The organism is Flavobacterium sp. (assembly GCF_035292545.1).
In the GTDB taxonomy this organism is placed as follows: Bacteria; Bacteroidota; Bacteroidia; order Flavobacteriales; family Flavobacteriaceae; genus Flavobacterium.
Map to the genome: position 1 here is coordinate 16,870 of NZ_DATDPV010000069.1, position 24,686 is coordinate 41,555.

Sequence of the window (24,686 nt, forward strand, 5' to 3'; positions counted from 1 at the left end):
AAAAACAAAAATGGCAGATTCAGACTGTAAAAAATATTTAAAATTATCAGGATTAGAACCCTTAATCATTACTCCGGAAACCAATTTTGTAAATGTTGGTGAACGAACCAATGTAACCGGTTCTAGAAAATTTCTGCGTTTAATAAAAGAAGAGCGTTACGAAGAAGCACTTTCTGTAGCCCGTGATCAAGTCGAAGGCGGAGCGCAAATCATCGATATCAATATGGATGAAGGCATGCTCGATGGCGTTCACGCGATGACGACTTTCCTAAACTTAATAGCTTCCGAACCGGATATTTCACGAGTTCCGGTAATGATTGATAGTTCCAAATGGGAAATCATCGAAGCCGGTTTGAAAGTCGCTCAAGGCAAAAGTGTGGTCAATTCTATCTCTTTAAAAGAAGGCGAAGAAACGTTTATCCATCATGCTAAATTAGTAAAACGCTATGGTGCCGCTGTAATCGTGATGGCATTCGATGAAAAAGGACAAGCAGATAACTACGAACGACGCATCGAAATTTGCAAACGTTCCTATGATATATTGGTTGATAAAGTAGGCTTTCCGGCCGAAGACATTATTTTCGACCCCAATATTTTTCCCGTTGCCACGGGAATGGATGAGCATAAACTAAATGCACTTGATTTCTTCCGAGCCACAAAATGGATTCGGGAAAATCTGCCTCACGCACATGTTAGCGGTGGCGTAAGTAATGTTTCATTCTCTTTTAGGGGAAATGATAAAGTTCGAGAAGCCATGCATTCCGTTTTTTTATACCATGCCATTCAAAATGGAATGACGATGGGAATTGTCAATCCGGAAATGTTAGAAATCTATGATGAGATTCCAAAAGATTTATTGGAACGTGTCGAAGATGTTTTATTGAATAGGAGAGAAGATGCTACCGAAAGATTGCTGGATTTCGCCGAAAATGTAAAAGGCGATGTCAAGAGTAACGAAAAAGCAATCCAGGAATGGCGTTCGGGAACAATCCAGGAACGGTTAACGCATTCTTTAGTAAAAGGAATTGACGAATTTATAGAGTTAGATATCGAAGAAGCCAGACAAGCCGCTTCAAAACCTATCGAAGTCATCGAAATCAATTTGATGGCGGGTATGAATGTCGTTGGTGATTTATTTGGAAGCGGAAAAATGTTTTTGCCTCAAGTAGTGAAATCTGCAAGAGTAATGAAAAAAGCGGTGGCGTATTTACTTCCATTTATTGAAGCTCAAAAAGACGGCAAGTCAAGTTCAGCTGGAAAAATATTAATGGCAACCGTAAAAGGGGACGTTCATGATATTGGAAAAAATATTGTTTCAGTCGTTTTGGGCTGTAATAATTACGAAATAATAGATTTGGGCGTAATGGTTGCTCCAGAAAAAATCATTGCAGCTGCGATAGAGCATAATGTAGATGTCATCGGATTAAGCGGGTTAATCACACCATCATTGGATGAAATGGTATATCTTGCCAAAGAATTAGATAAACTCAATATAAAAATCCCAATAATGATTGGCGGTGCCACCACTTCTCGTGCTCACACTGCCGTGAAAATTGCTCCCGAATATCGAGAAACTGTGGTTCATGTAAACGATGCTTCCCGTGCCGTAACAGTTGCAGGAAATTTATTGAATTCGGAAACTAAATTAGATTATTCTAAAATTTTACGTTCCGAATATGACGAATTGAGAGAAGGGTATTTAAATAGAAGTCGAGATAAAAATTTCTTAACCATTGAACAGGCGAGAGTCAATAAACTAAAATTAGACTGGGATAATTTCACTCCAATAAAACCCAATTTCATTGGAACAAAAACCATCGAAGTCGATATTGAAACTTTAGTGCCTTATATCGACTGGACGCCATTCTTCAGAACATGGGAATTGTTCGGAAAATATCCGGCGATTTTAACCGATGAGGTGGTGGGCGAACAAGCGCAATCCGTTTTTGAAGATGCGAAAGAAATGCTGTACCTAATTTTGAAAGAAAACAAACTATCTGCCAAGGGGATTTACGGTATTTTTCCGGCCAATCAAATTAATGATGACGATATTGAACTTTCGGATGAAAACGGAAAAAAGCTGCAGACCTTTTTGACTTTACGCCAACAGTCACAAAAAACAAAGGGCGCTTTCAATATGGCTTTATCCGATTTTATTGCCCCAAAAGACACCGGAAAAACGGATTATATGGGCGCTTTTTGTGTCACAACCGGTTTCGGTGTCGATGAATGGGCATCCGAATTCGAGAAAAACTTAGATGATTATAATTCCATAATGGTCAAAGCATTGGCAGATCGTTTAGCGGAAGCTTTTGCTGAATATTTACATGAAAAAATCAGAAAGGAAATCTGGGGTTATGCTTCCGATGAAACGCTGTCCAAACAGGATTTGATAGAAGAAGAATACAAAGGGATTCGTCCTGCGCCAGGGTATCCGGCCTGTCCCGATCATTTGGAAAAACCTACGATTTGGAAATTATTAAATGTAGAACAGGAAATTGGAGTAACACTAACGGAGAGCATGGCGATGTGGCCGGCATCTTCGGTGTCAGGATATTATTTTGGGAATCCCCAAAGCAAGTATTTTGGATTAGGAAAAATCAAAGAAGATCAGGTCATTGATTATGCCAAACGAAGAAATATTCCAACCGCCATCGCAATGAAATGGCTCAATCCCAACATTGCCGATTAAAAAATTTATTTAAAGTTTAAGTGGTTTCAAACAACTTTAAACTTTAAACCTTAAACAAAAAACATGAAAGTAACCCAACATATAGAAAACGCGCAAGGGAAATCATTATTCTCTTTCGAAATATTACCGCCTTTAAAAGGACAAAATATCCAATCTATTTTTGACAGTATTGACCCATTGATGGAATTTAATCCGCCATTTATTGATGTAACCTATCACCGTGAAGAATTTGAATTCAAGGAATTACCAAGCGGATTATTGGAGAAAAAAGTTGTAAAAAAACGCCCGGGAACCGTTGGAATTTGTGCCGCTATCCAAAATAAATACCAGGTTGATGCGATTCCACATATTTTGTGTGGCGGTTTTACCAAAGAAGACACCGAAAATTTTCTGATAGATATTGATTTTCTTGGGATTCAAAATGTCGTAGCGCTTCGAGGGGATGCAATTAAAAGCGAGATTTATTTCAAACCCGAAAAAGAAGGCCATCATTATGCCAGTGAACTGGTTTCGCAAATATCGAATCTGAATAATGGCATTTATTTAGACTGTGATTTGCAGAATTCCTGTAAAACCGATTTTTGCATTGGTGTTGCCGGTTATCCCGAAAAACACATGGAAGCGCCAAGTTTGGATAGCGACATTCATTTTTTGAAGCAAAAAATAAAAAACGGAGCCGAATATATTATCACACAAATGTTTTTTGACAATCAGAAATATTTTGATTTTGTGCAAAAATGTAGAAAAGAGGGCATAACAATTCCAATCATTCCAGGCTTAAAACCTATTGCTACCAAAAAGCAGTTAAACCTAATTCCACATCGTTTCAAAGTAGATTTGCCCGATGATTTGATTATGGAAGTCGTTCGCGCCCATGACGCCGAAGCAGTGAAACAAATCGGAATCGAATGGTGCATCAATCAGAGCAAAGAATTAGTAAAAGCCGGAATTCCGGTATTGCATTATTACTCCATGGGTAAATCCGAAAACATAAAACAAATAGCTAAAGCCATATTCTAAAAAAAGAATATATTTGCGACTTTAATTTGGCCAATGAAAGTTTATTTTTCGGGAATTTTATTGTTATTTTTTGGATTTGTTTCTGCGCAGGAATTGAACAATTCAAATGCGGTAGATGTAAATTATTTTACAGGAAATGTGATGTTGCACTCTCCTGGTATCTCTCATTTGATTACTGGTCATCCCGAAGGCGTGATGGTTAGTTTTTCCAGAAAAACAAATGGAGAAAAAGAATGGCATTCCGTTTATAATTACCCGGATTATGGGATTTATTTTTTAGGTCAGGATTTTAAAAATGAATTTTTAGGAAAAAATTACGCTATCGGGGCACATTATAATTTCTATTTTTTAAATAGGAAATTGATGCTTAAAGTAGCTGAGGGAATTGCCATTACTACAAATCCTTATGATAAAGAAACCAATAGTAAGAATAATGCATTTGGATCAAAAATCATGGCCAATACCGATTTCTTATTAAATTATAAAGAGGAAAATATAATAGATAATTTGGGTGTTCAGGCTGGATTTGTTTTCACTCATTTTTCTAATGGAAGAGTAAAATCCCCTAATAGTGGAATAAACACCTACAGTATTAACATTGGGGTCAATTATAATTTTGACAAACTACAGCAAAAAATTGTTGATACTGCTGCCGCAAAAATAAAATTTACACAGCCCGTCAAATATAATTTTATTCTTCGGACAGGAGTTAATGAAAGTCCAATAATTGGAAGCGGACAAAGAGCTTTCTATCATATTGGGTTTTATGCTGACAAAAGATTGAATAGAAAAAGCGCTATTCAACTTGGAACGGAAGTTTTTGTGTCTAATTTCTACAAAGATTTTATCAAATATCAGTCGGTTGCTTATCCACAGCTGAATTTAGATCCGAATACCGATTATAAAAGAGTAGGGGTTTTTATAGGCTATGAATTATTCATAAATAAGATTTCACTCGAAGCACAAGTGGGTTATTATGTTTATCAGCCTTACAAACATGATATTCCGGTATATGACAGAATAGGAATGAAATATTATTTTGGAGATAAATTATATACAGGTTTGTCCATTAAAACCCACGGTTTTTTGGCTGAAGCTTTAGAGTTTGCAGTTGGAGTAAGATTATAATTTTTACAGATGAAAAATATTTTAATATTAGTCGGTTTTTTGTTTTTCTTGGTAGGATGTTCAAATCCTGGTGATTGCATTGAATCTACTGGAGATATCATTACAAAAGAGTTTAGCGTGACCAATTTCGATAAGATAATTGTTTACGAAGGAATTGGTTTGGTGGTGACTCAAGGTCCTGAATTTAAAGTTGAGGTAAAAACAGGCAAAAATTTAATGGAAGGAATTGAAGTAAAAGTAACCGATAGTTTACTGTCACTGAAAGACAATATCACTTGTAACTTGGTTCGCGATTATGGGCAAACCACAGTCTATGTTACAGCTCCCAATATTATAGAATTGCATTCAAAAACCGCAAGAACGATCACGTCCAATGGTATTTTAAGCTATCCGATTTTACGACTATTCTCCATGGATTTAACCGATGGTATCGGAACGGGGGATTTTGATATTCAGGTGAATAACGAGCAAACGGTTGTTGAAAGCAACAACATAGCAAGATATTATATTTCAGGTCAAACCAACGATTTACAACTTTATTTCCATGATGGGAGCGGGCGTTTTGAAGGGGGAAGCCTAACTGCAAAATCTATTAATATTTTTCATCGCAGTTCAAATGACTTAGTTGTAAAACCTACCGAAAGTATTACGGGAAAAATGGTCAGTACAGGAAATGTCATTCTAAAAAACACACCGCCAATTGTTGATGTGCAACAACTGTATACTGGGCATGTAATCTATAATTAAAATAGGAATCTAAAAATTATTTTTTAGTCATTTCTCTAAAAAGCGTTTCCAGATTTTTATTTTTCTGATTCAGTTGCAAGGTTTTTAAACCATTGTCATGAGCAAAATCAAAAACCGCCGGGCGCATGTCTTTGTCTGAAGAAAAAGTCAATTCCCAAAGCATGTCGTGTACGTTTTTATAGGATTTTAAATGCGGTATTTTAGCAATAAGTTGCTCTTCAATTTTAAAATCAAATTCCACTTCAATCACTTGTTCTTTATCGGCAGAAATCAGGTTTTCCAGTTTTCTATCAGTTACAATTTTACCGTTATTGATGATAATGACTCTATCGCAAATGGCTTCCACTTCCTGCATAATATGTGTCGAAAGAAAAACCGTTTTGTCTTTACCCACATTCCTAATGACATTTCTGATTTCTACCAACTGATTAGGATCTAAACCCGTAGTCGGTTCATCCAGAATTAACACGTCAGGATTGTGTAACAAAGCATTGGCTAAACCCACACGCTGACGATATCCTTTAGATAATTGTCCGATTTTTTTATGACTTTCAGAAGTTAAGCCCGTCAATTCTATCACTTCATCAATGCGGGATTTTTCCACTTTATAAACATCGGCATTAAAAGCCAAATATTCCCGAACATACAAATCCAAATACAACGGATTGTGCTCCGGCAAATACCCAACAGACCGCTGAACTGATTTTTGTTGCGAATTCACATCAAAACTATTTACCGAAGCCGAACCTTCATCAGCATTGATATAAGTAGTTAAAATCTTCATCAAAGTCGATTTTCCGGCACCATTTGGACCAAGAAAACCCACGATTTCTCCTTTGTTTACAGAAAAAGAAATATTGTCTAATGCTTTTTGAGCACCGTAACTTTTGGATATGTTTTTGACTTCGATTGACATAATTCGTGATTTGTAGCAAAAGTAACAAAATATATGATTGAATTGTGAATGTAAAAACACGAATTCCAAATACTATTTTTATATTTGCAGTAATGACATTCAATTCACAAAATTCTTGGAACAATTCACTTTGGTTTGCTTGGGAAAGCAAAACGGATTGTCGTGTCGTTATTTAATTGAAATTAAAATAAGTAAACGAATATACAATCCTGATGTCATATCAGGATTTTTTTTGCTCTAAACTAAAGAGTAAAAAACTTAATTTTGTAACAAATTACAACTATGGAAAATAGTAAAGATATGCGCACTTGGTTGGATGACTTCAAATTGTCTCATCCCTTAGTGATTGCCGGGCCTTGCAGCGCTGAAACGGAAGATCAGGTTTTGAAAATTGCACACGAATTAAAAGATTCGGATGTGAGTATTTTCAGGGCTGGGATTTGGAAACCAAGAACCCGTCCGGGCGGATTTGAGGGTGTTGGAGCCATTGGTTTAAAATGGTTGCAAAAAGCAAAAGCAGAAACCGGATTATTAATGGGGGTTGAAGTTGCCAATGCTACTCACGTGAAACTCGCTCTCGAACATGATATCGACGTGTTATGGATCGGAGCTCGTACCACCGTAAACCCGTTTGCCGTTCAGGAAATTGCAGATGCATTACAAAACACCGATAAAATTGTGTTGGTCAAAAATCCAGTAAATCCCGATTTATCGCTTTGGATTGGCGGAGTGGAACGTTTGTATAATGCCGGAATTAAAAAATTAGGCGTTATTCACAGGGGTTTCTCAACCTACGAAAAAACAAAATACAGAAATATTCCCGAATGGCAAATTGCGATTGAACTGCAAAACCGATTTCCGGATTTACCGTTAATTTGCGATCCTTCACACATAACCGGGAAACGCGATATGATTTTGGAAGTGTCGCAACAGGCCCTGGATTTGAATTATGATGGTTTGATGATAGAAACACATACTGACCCTGACCATGCTTGGAGCGATGCCGCGCAACAAGTGACACCAAAAGCATTGAAACAAATTTTTGAAGATTTACGTATCAGAAAAGAAAGTGTAGATGAGGCGGATTATAATCAAAAACTTTCCCGATTGCGTATTGAAATTGATGATTATGATACCAAATTGGTTGAAATTTTAGGCAGAAGAATGAAAATTTCCAATAAAATTGGAGCTCTCAAAAAAGAAAAAAATGTTGCCGTTTTGCAAAATAAGCGTTGGAATGAAATATTGGGTAAAATGATTCTTGAAGGAGAAGAAAAAGGTTTAAGCGAAGAATTTATTTTGAAGTTATTTAAGGCCATACATCAGGAAAGTATTGCTCATCAGGAAAAAGTAATAAATAATTAACATTTTTTTGAGAAATTTCGTATTTTCGTCGAAATTTTAAAACATATAAATTTATGAGAAAATCTTTACTATTGTTTGTAGCTACATTGTTATGTGGTTTTAATGTCCAGGCACAATATAAAATAGAAAATATTTCAATGTCCTATGGTGATGAAATTACTGAGGAAAAAGGAAAAATAATTAAAATTATTGGCGAAGCAAATAATAAAATCTATGCACTTGGTTTAAAAGGGAAAAATGATTATTTCTTGAAGATTTTCGAATCAAAAGCAATGAAATTGATTTCGAACATTCCTATTGTTTTGCCTGAAGTAAAAGACAAAGACGTAAAATTTGAAGATATTGTTATATTAAACAATAGATTATACATCATCGGAAGTGTTTACCACAGAAAAGATAAAGTTTTTACATTGGTTGGAATTGCATTTTCCGAAGACGGAAAACTTAGCAATGAAATGACAACAATGTTTGAATCTCAAGTAGCCAGAAGTTCAGACAGAGGCGGTTTTTATTTTAAAACATCTCCAGACGAACAAGTGTTATTGGTCATGCATACAGCTTTGTTTGAAAAAGAAGATGCCATGAAATATGAGATTAAATTATTTGATGACTCAATGAAAACAACTTTTTCTACTGAGGATAAAGTTTCGTATGATGATAATAAAAAAGATTACCAATTTACAATATCGGATTTTGATATTAATTATAAAGATGATGTGTTTTTAGTGGTAAACGAAGGATATAGAGATAAAAAGAAGAAAGAAAAAGTAGAGAAATTTGAACTTCATATTTTTAAGAAAGATAATAGCTACAAAAAAGATGTAGTTAAGATTGATGTAATTGATAAAGAAATTATCAACTGCAAAATGATTTCTACAAGTAAAAACACGGTAAAATTAGTCGGTTTTTATTCCAGTGTTAGAGAAAGCGGAAGAGCAAATAGAGAATTAAAAGGCATTTATAATGCTACTATTAATCTAGCAAATAATGCAACCGAAAACTTAAAATTCAATGAGTTTGATTATGCGACAAAGGTTAAATTATTAGGAGAAAGAAGAGCCGGAAAAGGAAAAGATTTAAAACCTTTATACCAAATCCACACTATTATTGAAAAAAATGACGGCGGTCTAATTGTATTGTCTGAACTTAGATTTATTTATGTTGGACAAACGCAAGGTATAGGTCCATTAGGATTGACTCCTATTACGTATACAACAAATGAAATAATTGTAACAACTTTAAAACCTGACGGTGAATTAGAATGGTGTAACGTTGTTGCAAAAGAACAATCAGCAACCGTAACTGAGGCATCACTTAATATTTTTGCGCTTGCGGGCGGAGGTAATTTTAATGTTGCAGTTGGATTTTCATTTTCGTTGGGTGTTATGGGTAAAGGCCCTGAATATTTGAGTGCCATTCCAATTTATAAAGATGGGCAATTGAACATCTTATTTAATGACAACAAGAAAAACAAAGGAATAACTGATATTGAGCAAATTAAAGCATTAGGAAATTACAATAATGCCGTTCCAACACTTTTTGTTTTTGATGATAAAGGTCAAATCACAAGAAAAGATCCTGAAGAGGCAATTAAAAATGAATTGGTTATTAGACCAGGAATTTTTTACAGAAAAAATCAAAATGAGTTTCTAATTTATGCTTCGAGAAAATCTCAGGACAAACTAGGAAGGATGATTATATTATAGTATAGTTCAAAAGGTTGCTTTAAAAAAGCAACCTTTTTTTTTAAATAAAAAAAAGATACAATACCTTTGTCACATGACAGGAATCGTTTATAAATCTACAGGAAGCTGGTACACCGTAAAATCTACAGAGGGAGATTTTATAGAATGCCGTATGAAAGGGAAATTCAGAATAAAAGGAATCAAGAGCACCAATCCTATTGCCGTTGGTGATGTGGTTGATTATGAACTCGAAGAAACTTCGGATACCGTTACAGGAACCATTTATAAAATTCACGACAGAAAGAACTACATCGTTAGAAAATCTGTGAATTTGTCCCATCAAATGCACATTATTGCGTCCAATATTGATCGGGTTTTCTTGTTGATAACCATCAATAATCCACCAACCACCACCAACTTTATCGATAGATTTCTCGTAACTGCCGAAGCGTATGGAATTGAAGCCATTTTAGTTTTCAATAAAATTGACACTTATGATGAAGCTACACTTGACGAACAGTTGTATATGCAACATATTTATGAGCAAATCGGATACAAATGCCTCCGCGTTTCTTCTACTGAAGGAACAGGAATTGAAGAACTAAAGGGAATGATGATTGGAAAAGTAAGCATGTTTGCCGGTCATTCCGGTGTAGGAAAATCCACTTTGGTGAATAAGATGGAACCGAGTTTGCATCTAAAAACTACGGTTATATCCGAACAAAGCAAACAAGGACAGCATACAACCACGTTTGCAGAAATGTACGATTTATCTTTTGGAGCACAAATTATCGATACACCAGGAATCAAAGGTTTTGGAATTGTTGATATGGAGAAAGAAGAAATTAGTGGTTATTTCCCGGAATTTTTCAAGCTCAAAGACCAATGTAAATTCAACAATTGTTTGCATAAAGATGAACCACATTGTGCCATTAAAGCCGCATTAGACAAAGACGAAATCTCTTGGTCAAGATATAAAAGTTACCTAAAAATCCTTGAAGGTGATGAGGAGAATTTCCGAACCGACATTCATAACGAAGATCGGATTGCGAGTGACGAAACAAGAAACAAGCAATAGGGAAAAATGAAAGTAGTCATTCAAAGAGTTTCCGAAGCTTCCGTAACTATTGATGAAATAAAAGTAGCCGAAATCCAAAATGGACTGCTGGTTCTTTTAGGAATAGAAGATGCAGACAGTCAGGAAGATATCAATTGGCTCACCTCCAAAATTATAAATCTCCGCATTTTTGGAGATGAAAATCATATAATGAACCTGTCGGTCAAAGACATCGATGGAGATATTATTGTCGTAAGCCAATTTACGCTTCATGCTTCTACCAAAAAAGGCAATCGCCCATCTTATATTAAAGCGGCAAAACCCGAAATTGCCATTCCATTATATGAAAATTTCGTAAAACAAATGGAAGACGAATTAGGCAAAAAAGTACAAACCGGACAGTTTGGGACCGATATGAAAGTCGGTTTAGTAAACGATGGACCAGTGACAATAATAATCGATAGTAAAAACAGAGAGTAAATTTTTTTCTGTCGAAATTTTCTTATATTTTTGAGCAAATATAATTTCATGAAATTCAAACTTGCTTTCTTCCTCTTCTTAACTTCAACAATATCACTTTTTGCCCAAAAGATTGATTACAGTACAGTAAGTATTGCCGATAGCCTAAAAGAAAATGCGAATGCTGTTGTTCGTTTGAATCAAATGGACATTGTTATTTCTTCTCAGCGAAATATGAATGTCTCTACTAAAAGAGTGGTTACCGTCTTAAACAAAATTGGACTTGGAGCCATAAATGCTATTGAAAACTATAATAAGACAACAACCGTAAAAAGTATTGAAGCAACCGTTTTTGATGCTTTTGGAAATGAAATCAAAAAAATTAAGAGAAAAGATTTTAGAGATCAGAGTGCAGTTGATGGCGGCACCCTTTTTTCGGTCAGCAGAGTTATTTATTTAGATTACACACCTATCGGGTATCCTTTTACGATTGTATTTGAAAGTGAAACGGAAACTTCAAACACGGCTTTTATACCACAATGGTTTCCTTTGGACGACTATTTTGTAAGTATAGAAAAGAGTGTTTTGAATGTAAATTATCCGGATAATCTTGGCTTTAAAAATAAGGAATTCAATTTTTTTGATTTTCAAATCAAAAAAACAGTAGATACTCCAACACAACTGTCCTATACAGCGACAAATATTGTGGCTCAAAAAAATGAAGACTATGGTCCAAATTATTATGATGCTTTACCTAAAGTAATGATGGGTTTAACACTTTTTCATCTTGAAGGAGTAGATGGGACAGCCAAAACCTGGAAAGAATTCGGGCAATGGTATTCGGATAAAATTTTATATGGAACAACTGAATTATCTGAAGAAACAAAAACGAAAATAAAAACTCTTGTGGGCAATGAAAAAGACCCAGTCAAGAAAGCCAAAATAATATACAACTTTGTACAACAAAAATCGAGATACGTTAGCATCCAAGTTGGAATCGGAGGATGGAAACCGATGCTTGCCAATGATGTCGATCGTTTGGGTTATGGTGATTGTAAGGCCTTGACCAATTATACTAAAGCCTTGCTAAATGCAGTAGATGTTCCGTCGTTCAATACTGTTTTATATGGCAGTAAAGACAAACGGGATATCGAATCTGAATTTGTTTCCATGCAAGGCAATCACATGATTTTATCTATTCCGAACGGAGATGATTATATATGGCTGGAATGTACCAGCCAAGATGATCCTTTTGGTTATCAAGGTATTTTTACGGATGACAGAAATGTTTTAATTATGAAACCCGAAGGTGGCGAAATTGTCAGAACCAAAATCTATCCTGATAAAGAAAATACACAAACAGGAAAAGGCAATTATTCATTAACTGACAACGGGGATTTTTCTGGAAAAATAACCATAGTTTCCGAAGGTTCTCAATACAGTCCAAAAGCACTAGTCGAAAAGTTTCAACCAAATGAAAAAGATGCTTATTATAAAGACTATTGGGATAATATCAATAATTTGAAAATTAATAAAGCTACCTTCTCAAACGATAAAGAAAGAGTCATTTTAACCGAAAATGTTGAAATGAGTGCGGCAAATTATGGTAATATTTCGGGAAATAAAATGCTGTTTGCGTTGAATGCATTTAGCCAATTTACAGGAGGTGTCAAAAGAATCAGAAACCGTAAGAGCCCATTTGAAATCCAAAGAGGTTTTTATGATCATGATGAAATAGCAATAACTTTGCCGAAAGGATTCACCATTGAATCAATTCCACAAGATTTTGAATTAAGCAGTAAATTCGGAGATTACAAAACCGAAATTATAAAAATGGACAATGGAAATTTGGTATACAAACGGTCGCTTTTTATCAAAAAAGGACTTTACCAAAAAAACGAATACGATGAATTTCGACTTTTTATGGAAAAAATAGCAAAAAACGATAACTCCAAAACAGTTTTAATAAAAAATTAATAACCCAACTCAATAAATTACAACCATGAAGAACTTTAAATTTATAATCATACTGGGCATGATTTTTTCGATAAACAGCTTTTCGCAAAAAAAGGCTGAATTGGGAAAAGTAACCATTGCAGAACTAAAAGAAAAAGTGCATCCAAAGGACACTTCGGCCGCAGCCGCTGTTTTATTTCAAGTTGGGAAAACCTATTTTGAATATAAAGAAGAAGTAGGGTTTGAAATAATAACTGAAATAGACACTAAAATAAAGATATATAAAAAAGAAGGGTATGATTTCGCTAACCAATATATTAGTTATTATGCGAGTCGAAGTAACTCTGAATCTGTTTCTTTTTCTAAAGCGATAACGTATAATCTCATTAACGATGAAATTGAAAAGACTAAATTAAAAAGTGATGGGGAGTTTATTGAAAAAATCAATAAATATAGATCTCAAAAGAAAATAGCGATGCCTAATGTCAAAGAAGGTTCAATTATTGAATACAGAACCATAATTAAATCTTCATTTCTTACAAGCTTTCCTGAATGGCAATTTCAAAAAAATATTCCGGTAAATTATTCAGAGTATGTAACCTATGTGCCTGAATATTTCATTTATAAAACACATCAAAAAGGGTTTTATTTTCCTAAAGTTGCTAAAGATTCAAAAACAAGAAATTTACTTTACTCTTATAAAGAAAGTAGTGACTTAGGAAGGTATGTGCCGAAAAGAGTTACAACATCAGTTGATTTTATAGAAAATATCACGAAATATTTTATGGAAAATATGCCGGCATTAAAAGAGGAATCATTTGTTAATAATGTGGATAATTATACTGCTTCTATACAACATGAACTTTCAGGCAAACAAATGCCAAATGCCAGCTATGAGAATTTCGCAACGGATTGGGAAGGTGTAGTAAAGAAAATTTATGAAAATGATGATTTTGGCGTAGAACTAAATAAAACAGGGTATTTTGAAAAAGATATCGATGTCATTTTACAAGGAATTATTTCAAAAGAGGAGAAGATAATTGCGATTTTCAATTATGTAAAATCCCGAATGAATTGGAATGGATACAATAGTTATTATTGTGATGAAGGCATTAAAAAAGCCTATTTGGAAAAAACAGGAAATGTTGCAGAAATCAATCTGATGCTAACCTCCATGTTAAGATATGCCGGTTTAGAAGCCAACCCGGTTTTGATTAGTACACGTTCTAATGGAATTACGATTTTTCCATCCAGAACGGCTTTCAATTATGCCATTGCAGCGGTTGAGGTTAATGATGGCTTAATCCTTCTTGACGCAACAAGTAAAAACACTTTGCCTAATATTCTTCCTTTGAATGCGCTAAACTGGGTCGGAAGAATTATCAGAAAAGATGGCACTTCGACTCAAATTGATTTAATGCCAAAGTCAAACTCAAAAGAAGCGATTAATTTAAGGGCAGAAATTGATGCGCAAGGAAAAATAACAGGAAAAATAAGAGACCAGTATTTTGATTATAATGCTTTTGCTTTTAGAGAAAAATATGGCAGTATTTCAAAGGACTCTTATTTGGAAAAACTAGAAAAAAAATATCAGGGAATTGAGGTTGGAGAGTATGAATCCCTCAATACAGACTTGTCAAAACCGGTAGTAGAAAATTATTCTTTTGTACATACTAACGCAGTAGAAATAATTGGAAATAAAATGTATTTTTCACCAATGGTTTTTTTCGCTGAAACGAGAAATCCTTTCACTCAAGAAACCCGAGAATATCCAGTAGATTTTGTTTTCCCTCATCAGGAAAAATACAGCATAAGTGTTACAATTCCAGAAGGATATGCTGTAGAAACAATACCAGAATCTAAAGCCCTTACGATACAGGACAACATGGCTAATTTTAAATATAGCATTTCAAGCAATGGTAAACAGTGCCAATTATTATTTACGGTAGATATTAATCAAGCTATTATCGGTTCAGAATATTATGATGCATTAAAGATTTTCTACAAAGAAATGGTCGACAAACAAAACGAAAAAATTGTTCTCAAAAAAGTATAATTATGAATATCAAAAACGCACAACTTGACGTCGATACCTGGATCAAAGAACACGGCGTCCGTTATTTCAATGAATTAACTAACATGGCGCAACTTACCGAAGAAGTAGGTGAAGTAGCCCGAATAATTGCCCGTCGTTACGGTGAACAGTCCGAGAAAGAATCCGATAAAAACAAAGACTTAGGCGAAGAATTAGCTGATGTGGTTTTCGTGGTTTTATGTCTGGCGAATCAAACAGGAATAAATCTACAAGACGCTTTCGACAAGAAAATGGATTTGAAATCCATAAGAGATAAAGACCGACACAAGAATAACGAAAAGCTTAAATAATTGTGAATTTACATCTCCAATTATCTTCACTTAACAGTAAAGTAACAATTCAGGTTTCTGGAAGTAAATCTGAAACGAACCGATTGTTATTGCTGCAAGCGTTGTATCCAAATATTACTTTGGAAAACACTTCTAATTCAGATGACAGCGAAGTAATGCTAAAAGCGCTTTCTTCTGATGAAACAGTAATTGATGTCCATCATGCCGGAACAGCGATGCGATTTCTAACAGCCTATTTTTCCATTCAGGAAGGAAGAATTGTTACTTTGACAGGTTCAACCCGAATGAAAGAACGTCCCATCAAAATTTTAGTTGAGGCGTTACGACAATTGGGAGCTGAAATTGAATATATAGAAAACGAAGGTTTTCCACCGATAAAAATCACCGGGAAAAAACTCGTTCAGAATAAAGTTACCTTAAAAGCGGATGTAAGCAGCCAGTATATATCAGCTTTATTATTAATCGCACCCAAACTTGAACACGGTTTGGAATTGACTTTAGAAGGAACAATAACTTCCATTCCCTACATCAAAATGACATTGGCTTTGCTGAATGAAATAGGAATTGAAACGTCCTTTGAAGGAAAAAAAATTATAGTAAAACCTCAATTTATAATTCATAATTCGAAATTCATAATTGAGTCCGATTGGTCTTCGGCATCCTATTTTTATTCTATTGGAGCTTTAGCGGATGAAAATATCGAAATTATATTATCAAGTTATAAAGAGAATAGTTTTCAAGGCGATTCCGCTTTAGCAGGAATTTATAAAAACTTTGGAGTAGAAACCATTTTTAAAAACCATTCAATTGTACTCAGGAAATCGAGCCATTTTAAACTTGAAAATTTAAACTTGGAGTTAAATGAAACGCCTGATATTGCCCAAACGATTGCTATAACATGTTTCGGATTGGGAATTGGTTGCCATTTGACAGGCTTGCATACGTTGAAAATCAAAGAAACCGACCGATTGGAAGCATTAAAAACCGAACTGTCAAAACTCGGGGCAAAAGTTATGGTTACCAATGAAAGTTTAACTTTAGAGCCTTCTAATCATATCAATTTAAATATCAAAATTGCGACCTATGACGACCATCGAATGGCGATGGCATTTGCTCCATTTGCAATAAAAGTACCCATTGTAATAGAAAATGCTGAGGTCGTTTCGAAATCATATCCTGATTTTTGGAAAGATTTAGAAACTTTAGGTTTTGGAATTTCAGAAAAGAAATAATGCCCTATTTTCCTATATTCCATAGGCCTTTGCGTCTTTGCGCCTTTGCACCTTTGTACCTTTACAATAAATAAACACCAAAACACTTGACAACGCCTATCTCACAATCGTATATTTGCACCCTAAATAAATGACTTTATGAAATTATCACATTTTCAATTTAATTTACCAAAAGAACTTCTTGCAGAATATCCGGCAGAGAACAGAGATGAAGCACGTTTAATGGTAATCAATCGTGAGAAAAAAACTATTGAGCATAAAATGTTCAAAGACATCATCGATTATTTTGATGATGGAGATGTTCTAATCCTAAATAACACCAAAGTTTTCCCGGCTCGTTTATACGGAAACAAAGAAAAAACCGGTGCCAGAATCGAAGTTTTCTTGCTTAGAGAATTAAATGCAGAACAACGCCTTTGGGATGTTTTGGTTGATCCGGCCCGTAAAATCAGAATTGGAAATAAATTATATTTTGGCGATGATGATTCATTAGTGGCTGAGGTTATCGATAATACCACTTCACGCGGAAGAACATTGCGTTTTCTTTATGACGGTTCGTATGAAGAATTCAGAAATAAATTGACAGAATTGGGAGAAACCCCAATCCCAAAATACATCAGCAGAGAAGTGACTCCGGAAGATGCCGAACGTTACCAAACCATATATGCTAAAGAAGAAGGCGCTGTTGCGGCTCCAACTGCAGGTTTGCACTTTTCGAAACATTTGTTGAAAAAATTAGAAATCAAAGGAATAGATTTTGCCGAAGTAACGTTACACGTTGGTTTGGGAACTTTCAATCCGGTTGAAGTGGAAGATTTATCAAAGCACAAAATGGATTCCGAAGAGTTGAAAATTACTCAGGAAGCCTGCGATATAGTAAACAATGCCAAGATAAAGAAAAAACGTATTTGTGCTGTTGGAACTACTTCGATGCGTGCTGTCGAAAGTGCCGTTTCTTCACAAAGAACCTTGAATACATTTGATGGCTGGACAAACAAATTTGTTTTTCCGCCACACGATTTTAGTATTGCAAATTGTATGATTACCAATTTCCATACCCCAAAATCAACTTTATTGATGATGGTTTCTGCCTTCTGCGGTCATGATTTGATGAAAGAAGCTTACGAAATAGCCATCAAAGAAGAATACAAATTCTATTCTTATGGCGATGCGATGTTAATCATCTAATCATTCAAAACAGATTATATAAAAAAATCTCGTCAGCAATGGCGAGATTTTTTGTTTTTATAATTTATCCAATTGAATTAATCTATCTGATAAGCCAGTTTTACAGTAATATTTGCTGATTTCTTTTTGGCTGAGGTATTGAAAGAACCGCCCCAGGAATAATCCTCGGAGGAGTTCTGAGCAATAATCTGAAAAACCCCCATTTCTGATTTTTTGAGTTTCCCTAAATCTGAATCCGCATTTTCGGCAATACTTTTAGCTCTTGCGTTGGCATCTTTTGTCGCTTCGGCAATCATTTCTATTTTTAAAGCAGCTAGTTTGGTATAATAATATTCCGGCGGATTGGAGTAGAATTCTACGCCCGAATTAATTAATTCGGTTACTTCTCGGGAAATAGTTTCTACTTTATCAACATCTTTAGATTCCACCTGAACATTTTGAGTGAGCGTAAAACCGGTAAAAATTTGCTGACGGGTATTGCCATTGGTATCATAAGTAGTTTCAAAATCCTTATTGATGGTAACTGCCGAAAAAACCAAATCACTTTGCTGTAATCCTTTTGAAACCAAATATTTTTTGATGATTTCACGGTCATTATCCAGTGCTGCATAGGCATCTTTAAGGACAAAGCTTTTTTTGTTAAAGGAACCACGCCAAACAATTAAATCGGAAATAAAGTTTTTGCTGCCTGATCCGGTAACACTAATGGTGTCATTGTTTTGGTTCCGGTTTTTGAAAGCATTCGAAAATAAATAAGCCGAAACAATTACGGCAATCGCAATAATAATAGCAGTAATACTAGTTTTCATGTAGAAAGGATTTAAAGTAATAAATGTACGGAATTATTGTACCTATATTAGGTAACGTAAATTCTTATTTTTTCTTATTTTTACAACATTAAAAAGAACAACAATGACTTTTCAAAATACAAGAGAATTTGCGCAGGAACTCGATAAGCAGGATAAATTAAGCCAATACAGAAATGAATTTCTTTTCCCGGAAGTAAACGGACGAAAAGTCATTTATTTTACCGGCAATTCTCTCGGATTGCAGCCCAAACGAACCAAATCCTATATAGATGAAGTAATGAATGACTGGGCAAATCTAGCTGTTGAAGGCCATTTTTATGCCAAAAAACCATGGTGGGATTATCACGAACGATTTGCAAATCCTTTAAGTAAAATTGTTGGCGCTTTGCCAAGCGAAGTTACAGTGATGAATACCCTGACGGTAAATCTTCATTTAATGATGGTGTCGTTTTATAAACCTACCACCAAAAGATATAAAATTCTTTGCGAAGCCAAAGCATTTCCAAGTGATCAATACATGATTCAGTCGCAAGTGCAATTTCACTCCCGAAACCTCGGGATGAATCCAAACGATGCCATTGTAGAAATTCAAAGACGCGAAGGGGAACACAATATTCGTCTGGAAGATGTGCTGGCAAAAATTGATGAAATAGGAGACGAACTGGCTTTGGTATTAATTGGCGGTGTGAATTATTACACTGGACAAGTGTTTGATATGAAAACCATTACCGAAGCTGGTCACAAAGCAGGCGCCTATGTAGGTTGGGATTTAGCCCATGCCGCCGGAAACATCAAACTGGAATTACACGATTGGAATGTCGATTTTGCGGCCTGGTGTAGTTACAAATACATGAATTCAGGACCAGGAAATGCCTCGGGTTGTTTTATCCACGAAAAACACCACAACAATACCGAGTTATCCCGATTCGCCGGATGGTGGGGACACAATAAAGAAAGACGTTTCAAAATGGAGCCTACTTTCGATCCAGTTCGTGGCGCTGATGGATGGCAAATCAGTAATTTACCCATATTGTCGCTCGCTCCGTATTTGGCTTCTGTCGAAATGTTCGATGAAATCGGAATGGACGCTTTAATTGAAAAAAGAGACAAAATCACTTCGTATTTAGAATTTATTCTGCACGAAATTGATTTGGAAGTCGACAGTACTTTCGAAATCATAACGCCGTCAAATCCATTAGAACGTGCCAGTCAATTGTCTGTTTTTCTTCATGGGGAAGGGCGTTCTTTATTTGAATACCTAATGAAAAACGGGGTAATCACCGACTGGAGAGAACCCAATGTGATCCGATTAGCGCCAGTTCCTTTGTATTGCTCTTTTGAAGATATGTACGAATTTGGACAAATATTAAAACAAGGGATTATTGGGTAAATCGATAGTTCGATGATTCGATGATTCGATTTTTCGAAAAACACGAAATGGCATCAAAACTTATAGCAACATTAAAAACACAATAGATTGTTGGATTATTCGATAGTTCGAAAAATCTAAAAATCTAACCATCTAACAATCGATAAACCATGAACAAACAAGAAAAAATAAAAAACTTCGATCCTTCTCAACCAGGATTGGCAGATGAAAGTATATTCGGATTACCGTTTACAGCCGAAGAAAGTGAAATCATTATCATTCCCGTTCCTTGGGAAGTAACCGTGAGTTACGGCGCAGGTGCTTCGGATGGACCGGAAGCTATTCTGGATGCTTCATTTCAGGTGGATTTACATCATCAGGAATTTCCTGAATTATGGAAACTGGGGATGTTTCTGGATTTAAGTACCGAAACGGCACAATGGGCCGATGACAGCGTTCGTTTCAAAGCATTGGCACAACCCATTATTGAAGCACTCGAAAACGGAGAAAAAATCGAAAATAATTTAGCGCTCAAAAGAGATTTAGATTCTATCAATAATGTTTGCCATGAATTGAACGATGCGGTAAGAGCAAGAACGTTGCATTGGATGTCTAAAGGAAAGAAAGTAGTCTTATTGGGTGGAGATCACAGCACGCCACTGGGCTATTATCAGGCTTTGGCGACCCATCATGATGATTTTGGGATTCTGCATATCGATGCACACATGGATATGAGGATTGCTTATGAAGGTTTCGAATATTCGCATGCTTCGATTATGTATAACGCATTGAAGATTCCTCAAATTTCCAAAATTGTACAAGTGGGCATCCGTGATTTCTGCGAACAGGAAGTAGATGTGGTCATGGCAGAAAAACGGGTGGTGGTTCATACTGATATCGATTTGAAAGCCGAAACTTTTAAAGGGGTTACATGGGAACAACAATGTGACACCATCATCAATGCTTTGCCACAAAAAGTAACCATCAGTTTTGATATTGACGGATTGTGTTTTTGGTATTGCCCGAATACGGGAACGCCGGTTCCTGGAGGGATTACCTTCGAACAAGCGACTTATTTGTTAAGCAAACTGGCCGACAGCAGCAAAGAAATTATCGGATTCGATTTGGTTGAAGTGGCTCCCGGCGATGACGATTGGGACGGTAATGTGGGCGCAAGAATGCTATACCACATGTGCGGTGTTTTGGCCAAAAATAACGGAATGAAGGTGGGCAAGAAGATTGCTTTTAACCTATAATAATTTTCCTGAATACTATAAAGCAAAGACGAACGTGAAGTTCTTCTTTGTTCGTTTATATAGATTTCCCAATTTGACATAAGACCTATTGGTAGGGGAAAAAATACCCAATTGCAAAGTGTTAAATGGTAATTCAAAATTATAGGACGCATGCGGACAGGTAAGACTGCCGAAGTAGAGGGTCCGTTGGTTTAAAAACTATAAAGGGTTCAGTTTAGGCTGGACCTTTTTTTTATAAAATAGTTCGATGGTTCGAAAAATCCAACAATCTAACAATCGAATCATCGAATCAGAGTTAAAAATGATACCGCAGCAAAACAGCTAAATAAACACTGAATTATAACCGTATATGTTTATTATTACTTAATTTTGCGAACTTACATTTACATTCTTTTTGATGCAAAAATCTCTCAAAATTGCTGTTGTTGGTTCCGGATTAGTGGGATCGCTGTTGGCAATTTATCTCAAAAAAGCAGGTCATACGGTTCATGTTTTTGATAGAAGTCCGGATATTCGAAAAATAGAATTTTCGGGACGATCCATCAATCTGGCCATGTCGCATAGGGGCTGGAAAGCTTTAGACGGCGTGGGTATTGGCGATGCCGTTCGGGCTATTGCCATTCCTATGGAAAAACGTGCCATTCATCTTGTGGATAAGATTAATTTTCAGAATTACGGACAGGAAGGTGAGAGCATTTATTCGATTTCGAGAGGAACTTTGAATAGAAAAATGATTGATCTGGCAGAGGAAGCCGGTGCCGAATTTTTCTTCGAACATAAAGTATGGGATGTGACTTTGGCCGATGCCACTTTGCACATCGGTGAAGAAGAGCGGGGAGAGTGGAAAGCATATAAATACGATATGGTTTTTGGTGCCGACGGTGCTTTCTCGAGAGTGCGCCATAGAATGCAACGCCAAAGCATGTTCAATTATTCACAGGAGTTTTTGAATTCAGGTTATAAAGAATTAAATATTCCCGCCAATGCGGACGGAACTCATAAATTAGATAAAAATTCATTTCACATCTGGCCAAGGGGCGAATACATGCTGATTGCCTTACCGAATTTGGATGGTAGTTTTACCTGTACTTTGTTCATGCCTTTTGAAGGAGAAAATTCGTTTGCTTCTTTAACCGACAGAAAATCTGTGGAAGCTTTTTTTGAGAAAAACTTGCCGGATACGATTGATGTAATTCCAAAACTGACCGAAGATTTCTTTAAAAATCCAACGAGTACTTTGGTGACCATGAAATGTTTCCCGTGGACTTATGAAGATAAAGTCGCGCTGATTGGCGATGCCTGTCACGCCATTGTTCCCTTTTACGGGCAAGGCATGAATGCCGGTTTCGAAGATATTACCGTTTTGTATGAATTAATGGGAAAACTGGGAGACGACTGGAAAGCCATTTTCTCTGAATATGAAACCTCTCGAAAACCCAATGCCGACGCAATTGCTGAATTATCGTATCGTAATTTCATGGAAATGAGTTCCAAAACGGCAGACGAAAAATTCTTATTGCAAAAGAAAATCGAAAAGCGTTTTGCCGAAAAACATCCAAAAAAATGGTTGCCATTATACGATAGAGTAACCTTCAGTCATCGTCCTTATTCCGAAGCTTTGGCGATTGGAAATCATCAGAATGCCATTATGGAAGAAGTGATGAAAATGCCCAATATCGAAACTATTTGGGATAGTCCCGAGGTGGAGCATAAAATTTTAGAATTGTTGAAATAATTTCAGGACTGATTTATTCCCCGACTTTTTTATCGACCGACTTCAATAAAACCCGTAAGGTACTGTCGTTATTGAAATAGCTAAACATCCAATTGATAAAAATCGATAGTTTGTTTTTGACACTCAAAATCAGCATCAGGTGAACAAACATCCAGGTAAACCAAGCCAGTCTTCCCTGAAAACTGAATTTAGGCAAATCGACCACGGCTTTTCGTTTTCCGATGGTTGCCATTGATCCTTTGTCGTGGTATTCGTATTCTAATTGCGATTTATTTTTTAATTGTGACTTGAAATTCTTCGCTAAAATTTGTGCTTGTTCTATAGCCACACTCGCTACCTGAGGATGACCGTTTGGATATTTTGGCGTGGTCATAAAAGCAATATCACCTAGGGCATAAACACTTTCCAGATTTTCAATTTTGTTGAAACGATTTACAGTAAACCGGTTTCCTCTGGTAATATTTTCCTTTGGAATGCCGTCCAAGGTGTTTCCGGTAATTCCTGCCGCCCAAATCACATTTTTGGACGCAATGATTTCCTGATTTTGTAAGGTTACCGTTTTGCCATCATAATTATTGACAATAGTGCTGGTTTTTACAATAACCCCCAATTCTTCCAAATATTTACGGGATTTTTTTTGGGAAGCTTCACTCATCGGATTCAAAACATTGGGAGAACCTTCGAGAAGATAAATGGTTAATATGGAGAAATCTTTATCAGGATAATCTTTGGGCAAAATGTTCTTTTTCATTTCGGCCAGGGCACCGGCAAGTTCAACGCCTGTTGGTCCGCCACCGACTACTACAAAATTCATTAGCGATTGTAATTCGGCGGGTTCTGCAATTAGGGCATCTTCAAAAGTCTGCAGAATTCGGTTGCGTAATTGTATGGCTTCCGGAACTGATTTCATTGGGAAAGCATATTTTTCTATCTGACTGTTGCCAAAATAATTCGTGGTGCAGCCAAATGCAATAACCAGATAATCATAAGTAAAATCGGCAATTGAAGTTTTTAGGGTTTTGTTTGTTGCATCGACACTCAAGACATCGGCAATTCGAATGCGGACATTTTTGGAATGCTGGAATACTTTTCGCAAAGGAAATGAAACACTGGCGGGTTCTAATCGCGCTGTTGCCACTTGGTACATCAATGGTTGAAACTGATGGTAATTGTTTTTGTCGATTAATAAAACATCATAATCGGTGTCTTCTAAATCTTGTGCCAGTCGCAATCCTGCAAATCCGGCACCGACGATAACAATTCGTTTTCTGTTTTCCATGTTGATTCAATTTGATACGTAAAGTTACCAATTAAAATAGGATTATTCTTCTCTGTTAACTTTTTCCATAGAAAATGCTGGCTGGCAAATCGCAAGGTATTCGCAAGTTTCATCAAACGGATTTGAATATTGTACTCTGGTGTTTTTTTCTATTTTTATGGATTGTCCGGCTTCAATAATTACGATTTCGCCATCGATGTTAAATTGTTTTTTGCCTTTGATAATATAAGTATACTCGTCAAATTCGGGCGTTTGAAATGGTTCGCTCCATTTTGGCGGTGCAATCATGTGTGCGATTGAAAGTTCGGAATTATTTGTAGTTGCTAATCCGTGGTGCTCTTCAATTAGTTTGCCATCGGTGGTTGGAACTACGAACGGGGTTTTTTGGATGAAGTATTTTTTCATTTT

20 protein-coding genes are annotated in these 24,686 nt (G+C 35.9%); 16 read left to right on the top strand and 4 right to left on the bottom strand.

Annotated elements, in window-relative coordinates; translation table 11 throughout:
- Positions 1-10 precede the first annotated feature (10 nt).
- The 4 genes from metH to VI621_RS11750 all read left to right on the top strand — a co-directional run bounded on the left by metH (position 11) and on the right by VI621_RS11750 (position 5,587).
- Positions 11-2,692 (top strand): methionine synthase, encoded by a 2,682-nt coding sequence (metH, locus tag VI621_RS11735; RefSeq protein WP_324218583.1) that lies wholly within the window; start codon positions 11-13, stop codon positions 2,690-2,692.
- Between the two features lie 63 nt (positions 2,693-2,755).
- Complete coding sequence (gene metF, locus VI621_RS11740; protein ID WP_324218584.1) at positions 2,756-3,712, top strand: methylenetetrahydrofolate reductase [NAD(P)H]; 957 nt, start codon at positions 2,756-2,758, stop codon at positions 3,710-3,712.
- A 33-nt stretch (positions 3,713-3,745) separates the two neighbouring features.
- Positions 3,746-4,840 (top strand): acyloxyacyl hydrolase, encoded by a 1,095-nt coding sequence (locus VI621_RS11745; protein WP_324218585.1) that lies wholly within the window; start codon positions 3,746-3,748, stop codon positions 4,838-4,840.
- A gap of 9 nt (positions 4,841-4,849) precedes the next feature.
- A complete protein-coding gene (locus VI621_RS11750) occupies positions 4,850-5,587 on the top strand; it encodes a head GIN domain-containing protein (protein ID WP_324218586.1) in 738 nt (245 codons plus the stop codon).
- A 16-nt stretch (positions 5,588-5,603) separates the two neighbouring features.
- On the opposite strand, the gene gldA is transcribed toward VI621_RS11750, so the two are convergent.
- Entirely contained in the window at positions 5,604-6,503 is a 900-nt protein-coding gene (gene gldA / locus VI621_RS11755) for a gliding motility-associated ABC transporter ATP-binding subunit GldA (protein WP_324218587.1), read from the bottom strand.
- 282 nt (positions 6,504-6,785) lie between these two features.
- Here gldA and VI621_RS11760 point away from each other — a divergent pair, with 282 nt between their 5' ends.
- The 9 genes from VI621_RS11760 to queA all read left to right on the top strand — a co-directional run bounded on the left by VI621_RS11760 (position 6,786) and on the right by queA (position 17,830).
- Positions 6,786-7,868 (top strand): bifunctional 3-deoxy-7-phosphoheptulonate synthase/chorismate mutase type II, encoded by a 1,083-nt coding sequence (locus VI621_RS11760; RefSeq protein WP_324218588.1) that lies wholly within the window; start codon positions 6,786-6,788, stop codon positions 7,866-7,868.
- A 53-nt stretch (positions 7,869-7,921) separates the two neighbouring features.
- Complete coding sequence (locus VI621_RS11765; RefSeq protein WP_324218589.1) at positions 7,922-9,574, top strand: hypothetical protein; 1,653 nt, start codon at positions 7,922-7,924, stop codon at positions 9,572-9,574.
- A gap of 73 nt (positions 9,575-9,647) precedes the next feature.
- Positions 9,648-10,631 carry a ribosome small subunit-dependent GTPase A gene (rsgA, locus tag VI621_RS11770; protein ID WP_324218590.1) on the top strand — a complete coding sequence of 328 codons (984 nt, stop codon included), beginning with the start codon at positions 9,648-9,650 and terminating at the stop codon, positions 10,629-10,631.
- 6 nt (positions 10,632-10,637) lie between these two features.
- Positions 10,638-11,090, top strand: a complete 453-nt coding sequence (dtd, locus tag VI621_RS11775; protein ID WP_324218591.1) for a D-aminoacyl-tRNA deacylase — start codon at positions 10,638-10,640, stop codon at positions 11,088-11,090.
- Positions 11,091-11,138: 48 nt separating this feature from the next.
- The gene (locus VI621_RS11780; RefSeq protein WP_324218592.1) at positions 11,139-13,046 is read left to right on the top strand and encodes a DUF3857 domain-containing protein; all 1,908 of its coding nucleotides are present in this window, start codon (positions 11,139-11,141) and stop codon (positions 13,044-13,046) included.
- Between the two features lie 25 nt (positions 13,047-13,071).
- Positions 13,072-15,081, top strand: coding sequence for a transglutaminase (locus VI621_RS11785; RefSeq protein ID WP_324218593.1), 2,010 nt, complete (start codon positions 13,072-13,074; stop codon positions 15,079-15,081).
- 2 nt (positions 15,082-15,083) lie between these two features.
- Complete coding sequence (locus VI621_RS11790) at positions 15,084-15,410, top strand: nucleotide pyrophosphohydrolase (protein ID WP_324218594.1); 327 nt, start codon at positions 15,084-15,086, stop codon at positions 15,408-15,410.
- Between the two features lie 2 nt (positions 15,411-15,412).
- Positions 15,413-16,642 (top strand): 3-phosphoshikimate 1-carboxyvinyltransferase, encoded by a 1,230-nt coding sequence (locus VI621_RS11795; protein ID WP_324218595.1) that lies wholly within the window; start codon positions 15,413-15,415, stop codon positions 16,640-16,642.
- Between the two features lie 138 nt (positions 16,643-16,780).
- Positions 16,781-17,830: a tRNA preQ1(34) S-adenosylmethionine ribosyltransferase-isomerase QueA gene (queA, locus tag VI621_RS11800; RefSeq protein WP_324218596.1), complete on the top strand. Its 1,050-nt coding sequence runs from the start codon at positions 16,781-16,783 to the stop codon at positions 17,828-17,830.
- A gap of 77 nt (positions 17,831-17,907) precedes the next feature.
- Here queA and VI621_RS11805 read toward each other — a convergent pair whose 3' ends face one another.
- Positions 17,908-18,639, bottom strand: coding sequence for an SIMPL domain-containing protein (locus VI621_RS11805; protein ID WP_324218597.1), 732 nt, complete (start codon positions 18,637-18,639; stop codon positions 17,908-17,910).
- 103 nt (positions 18,640-18,742) lie between these two features.
- Here VI621_RS11805 and kynU point away from each other — a divergent pair, with 103 nt between their 5' ends.
- From kynU to VI621_RS11820, 3 genes are all read left to right on the top strand, one after another.
- Positions 18,743-20,029, top strand: coding sequence for a kynureninase (kynU, locus tag VI621_RS11810; RefSeq protein ID WP_324218598.1), 1,287 nt, complete (start codon positions 18,743-18,745; stop codon positions 20,027-20,029).
- 149 nt (positions 20,030-20,178) lie between these two features.
- Positions 20,179-21,264: an agmatinase family protein gene (locus VI621_RS11815; protein ID WP_324218599.1), complete on the top strand. Its 1,086-nt coding sequence runs from the start codon at positions 20,179-20,181 to the stop codon at positions 21,262-21,264.
- A gap of 397 nt (positions 21,265-21,661) precedes the next feature.
- A complete protein-coding gene (locus tag VI621_RS11820) occupies positions 21,662-22,999 on the top strand; it encodes an NAD(P)/FAD-dependent oxidoreductase (RefSeq protein ID WP_324218600.1) in 1,338 nt (445 codons plus the stop codon).
- A 13-nt stretch (positions 23,000-23,012) separates the two neighbouring features.
- Here VI621_RS11820 and VI621_RS11825 read toward each other — a convergent pair whose 3' ends face one another.
- Both VI621_RS11825 and VI621_RS11830 read right to left on the bottom strand, forming a co-directional pair.
- Entirely contained in the window at positions 23,013-24,278 is a 1,266-nt protein-coding gene (locus VI621_RS11825; protein WP_324218601.1) for an NAD(P)/FAD-dependent oxidoreductase, read from the bottom strand.
- Positions 24,279-24,320: 42 nt separating this feature from the next.
- Complete coding sequence (locus tag VI621_RS11830) at positions 24,321-24,683, bottom strand: cupin domain-containing protein (protein WP_324218602.1); 363 nt, start codon at positions 24,681-24,683, stop codon at positions 24,321-24,323.
- Between the last annotated feature and the right edge of the window lie 3 nt (positions 24,684-24,686).

Excerpts from the sequence above, each read along its gene's own strand:
- rsgA (WP_324218590.1), top strand. The coding sequence starts at position 9,648 with ATGACAGGAATCGTTTATAAATCTACAGGAAGCTGGTACACCGTAAAA.
- kynU (WP_324218598.1), top strand. The coding sequence starts at position 18,743 with ATGACTTTTCAAAATACAAGAGAATTTGCGCAGGAACTCGATAAGCAG.
- VI621_RS11815 (WP_324218599.1), top strand. The coding sequence starts at position 20,179 with ATGAACAAACAAGAAAAAATAAAAAACTTCGATCCTTCTCAACCAGGA.
- metH (WP_324218583.1), top strand. The coding sequence starts at position 11 with ATGGCAGATTCAGACTGTAAAAAATATTTAAAATTATCAGGATTAGAA.
- VI621_RS11745 (WP_324218585.1), top strand. The coding sequence starts at position 3,746 with ATGAAAGTTTATTTTTCGGGAATTTTATTGTTATTTTTTGGATTTGTT.
- VI621_RS11750 (WP_324218586.1), top strand. The coding sequence starts at position 4,850 with ATGAAAAATATTTTAATATTAGTCGGTTTTTTGTTTTTCTTGGTAGGA.
- gldA (WP_324218587.1), bottom strand. The coding sequence starts at position 6,503 with ATGTCAATCGAAGTCAAAAACATATCCAAAAGTTACGGTGCTCAAAAA.
- metF (WP_324218584.1), top strand. The coding sequence starts at position 2,756 with ATGAAAGTAACCCAACATATAGAAAACGCGCAAGGGAAATCATTATTC.
- VI621_RS11790 (WP_324218594.1), top strand. The coding sequence starts at position 15,084 with ATGAATATCAAAAACGCACAACTTGACGTCGATACCTGGATCAAAGAA.
- dtd (WP_324218591.1), top strand. The coding sequence starts at position 10,638 with ATGAAAGTAGTCATTCAAAGAGTTTCCGAAGCTTCCGTAACTATTGAT.
- queA (WP_324218596.1), top strand. The coding sequence starts at position 16,781 with ATGAAATTATCACATTTTCAATTTAATTTACCAAAAGAACTTCTTGCA.
- VI621_RS11805 (WP_324218597.1), bottom strand. The coding sequence starts at position 18,639 with ATGAAAACTAGTATTACTGCTATTATTATTGCGATTGCCGTAATTGTT.
- VI621_RS11825 (WP_324218601.1), bottom strand. The coding sequence starts at position 24,278 with ATGGAAAACAGAAAACGAATTGTTATCGTCGGTGCCGGATTTGCAGGA.
- VI621_RS11820 (WP_324218600.1), top strand. The coding sequence starts at position 21,662 with ATGCAAAAATCTCTCAAAATTGCTGTTGTTGGTTCCGGATTAGTGGGA.
- VI621_RS11780 (WP_324218592.1), top strand. The coding sequence starts at position 11,139 with ATGAAATTCAAACTTGCTTTCTTCCTCTTCTTAACTTCAACAATATCA.
- VI621_RS11760 (WP_324218588.1), top strand. The coding sequence starts at position 6,786 with ATGGAAAATAGTAAAGATATGCGCACTTGGTTGGATGACTTCAAATTG.
- VI621_RS11785 (WP_324218593.1), top strand. The coding sequence starts at position 13,072 with ATGAAGAACTTTAAATTTATAATCATACTGGGCATGATTTTTTCGATA.
- VI621_RS11830 (WP_324218602.1), bottom strand. The coding sequence starts at position 24,683 with ATGAAAAAATACTTCATCCAAAAAACCCCGTTCGTAGTTCCAACCACC.
- VI621_RS11765 (WP_324218589.1), top strand. The coding sequence starts at position 7,922 with ATGAGAAAATCTTTACTATTGTTTGTAGCTACATTGTTATGTGGTTTT.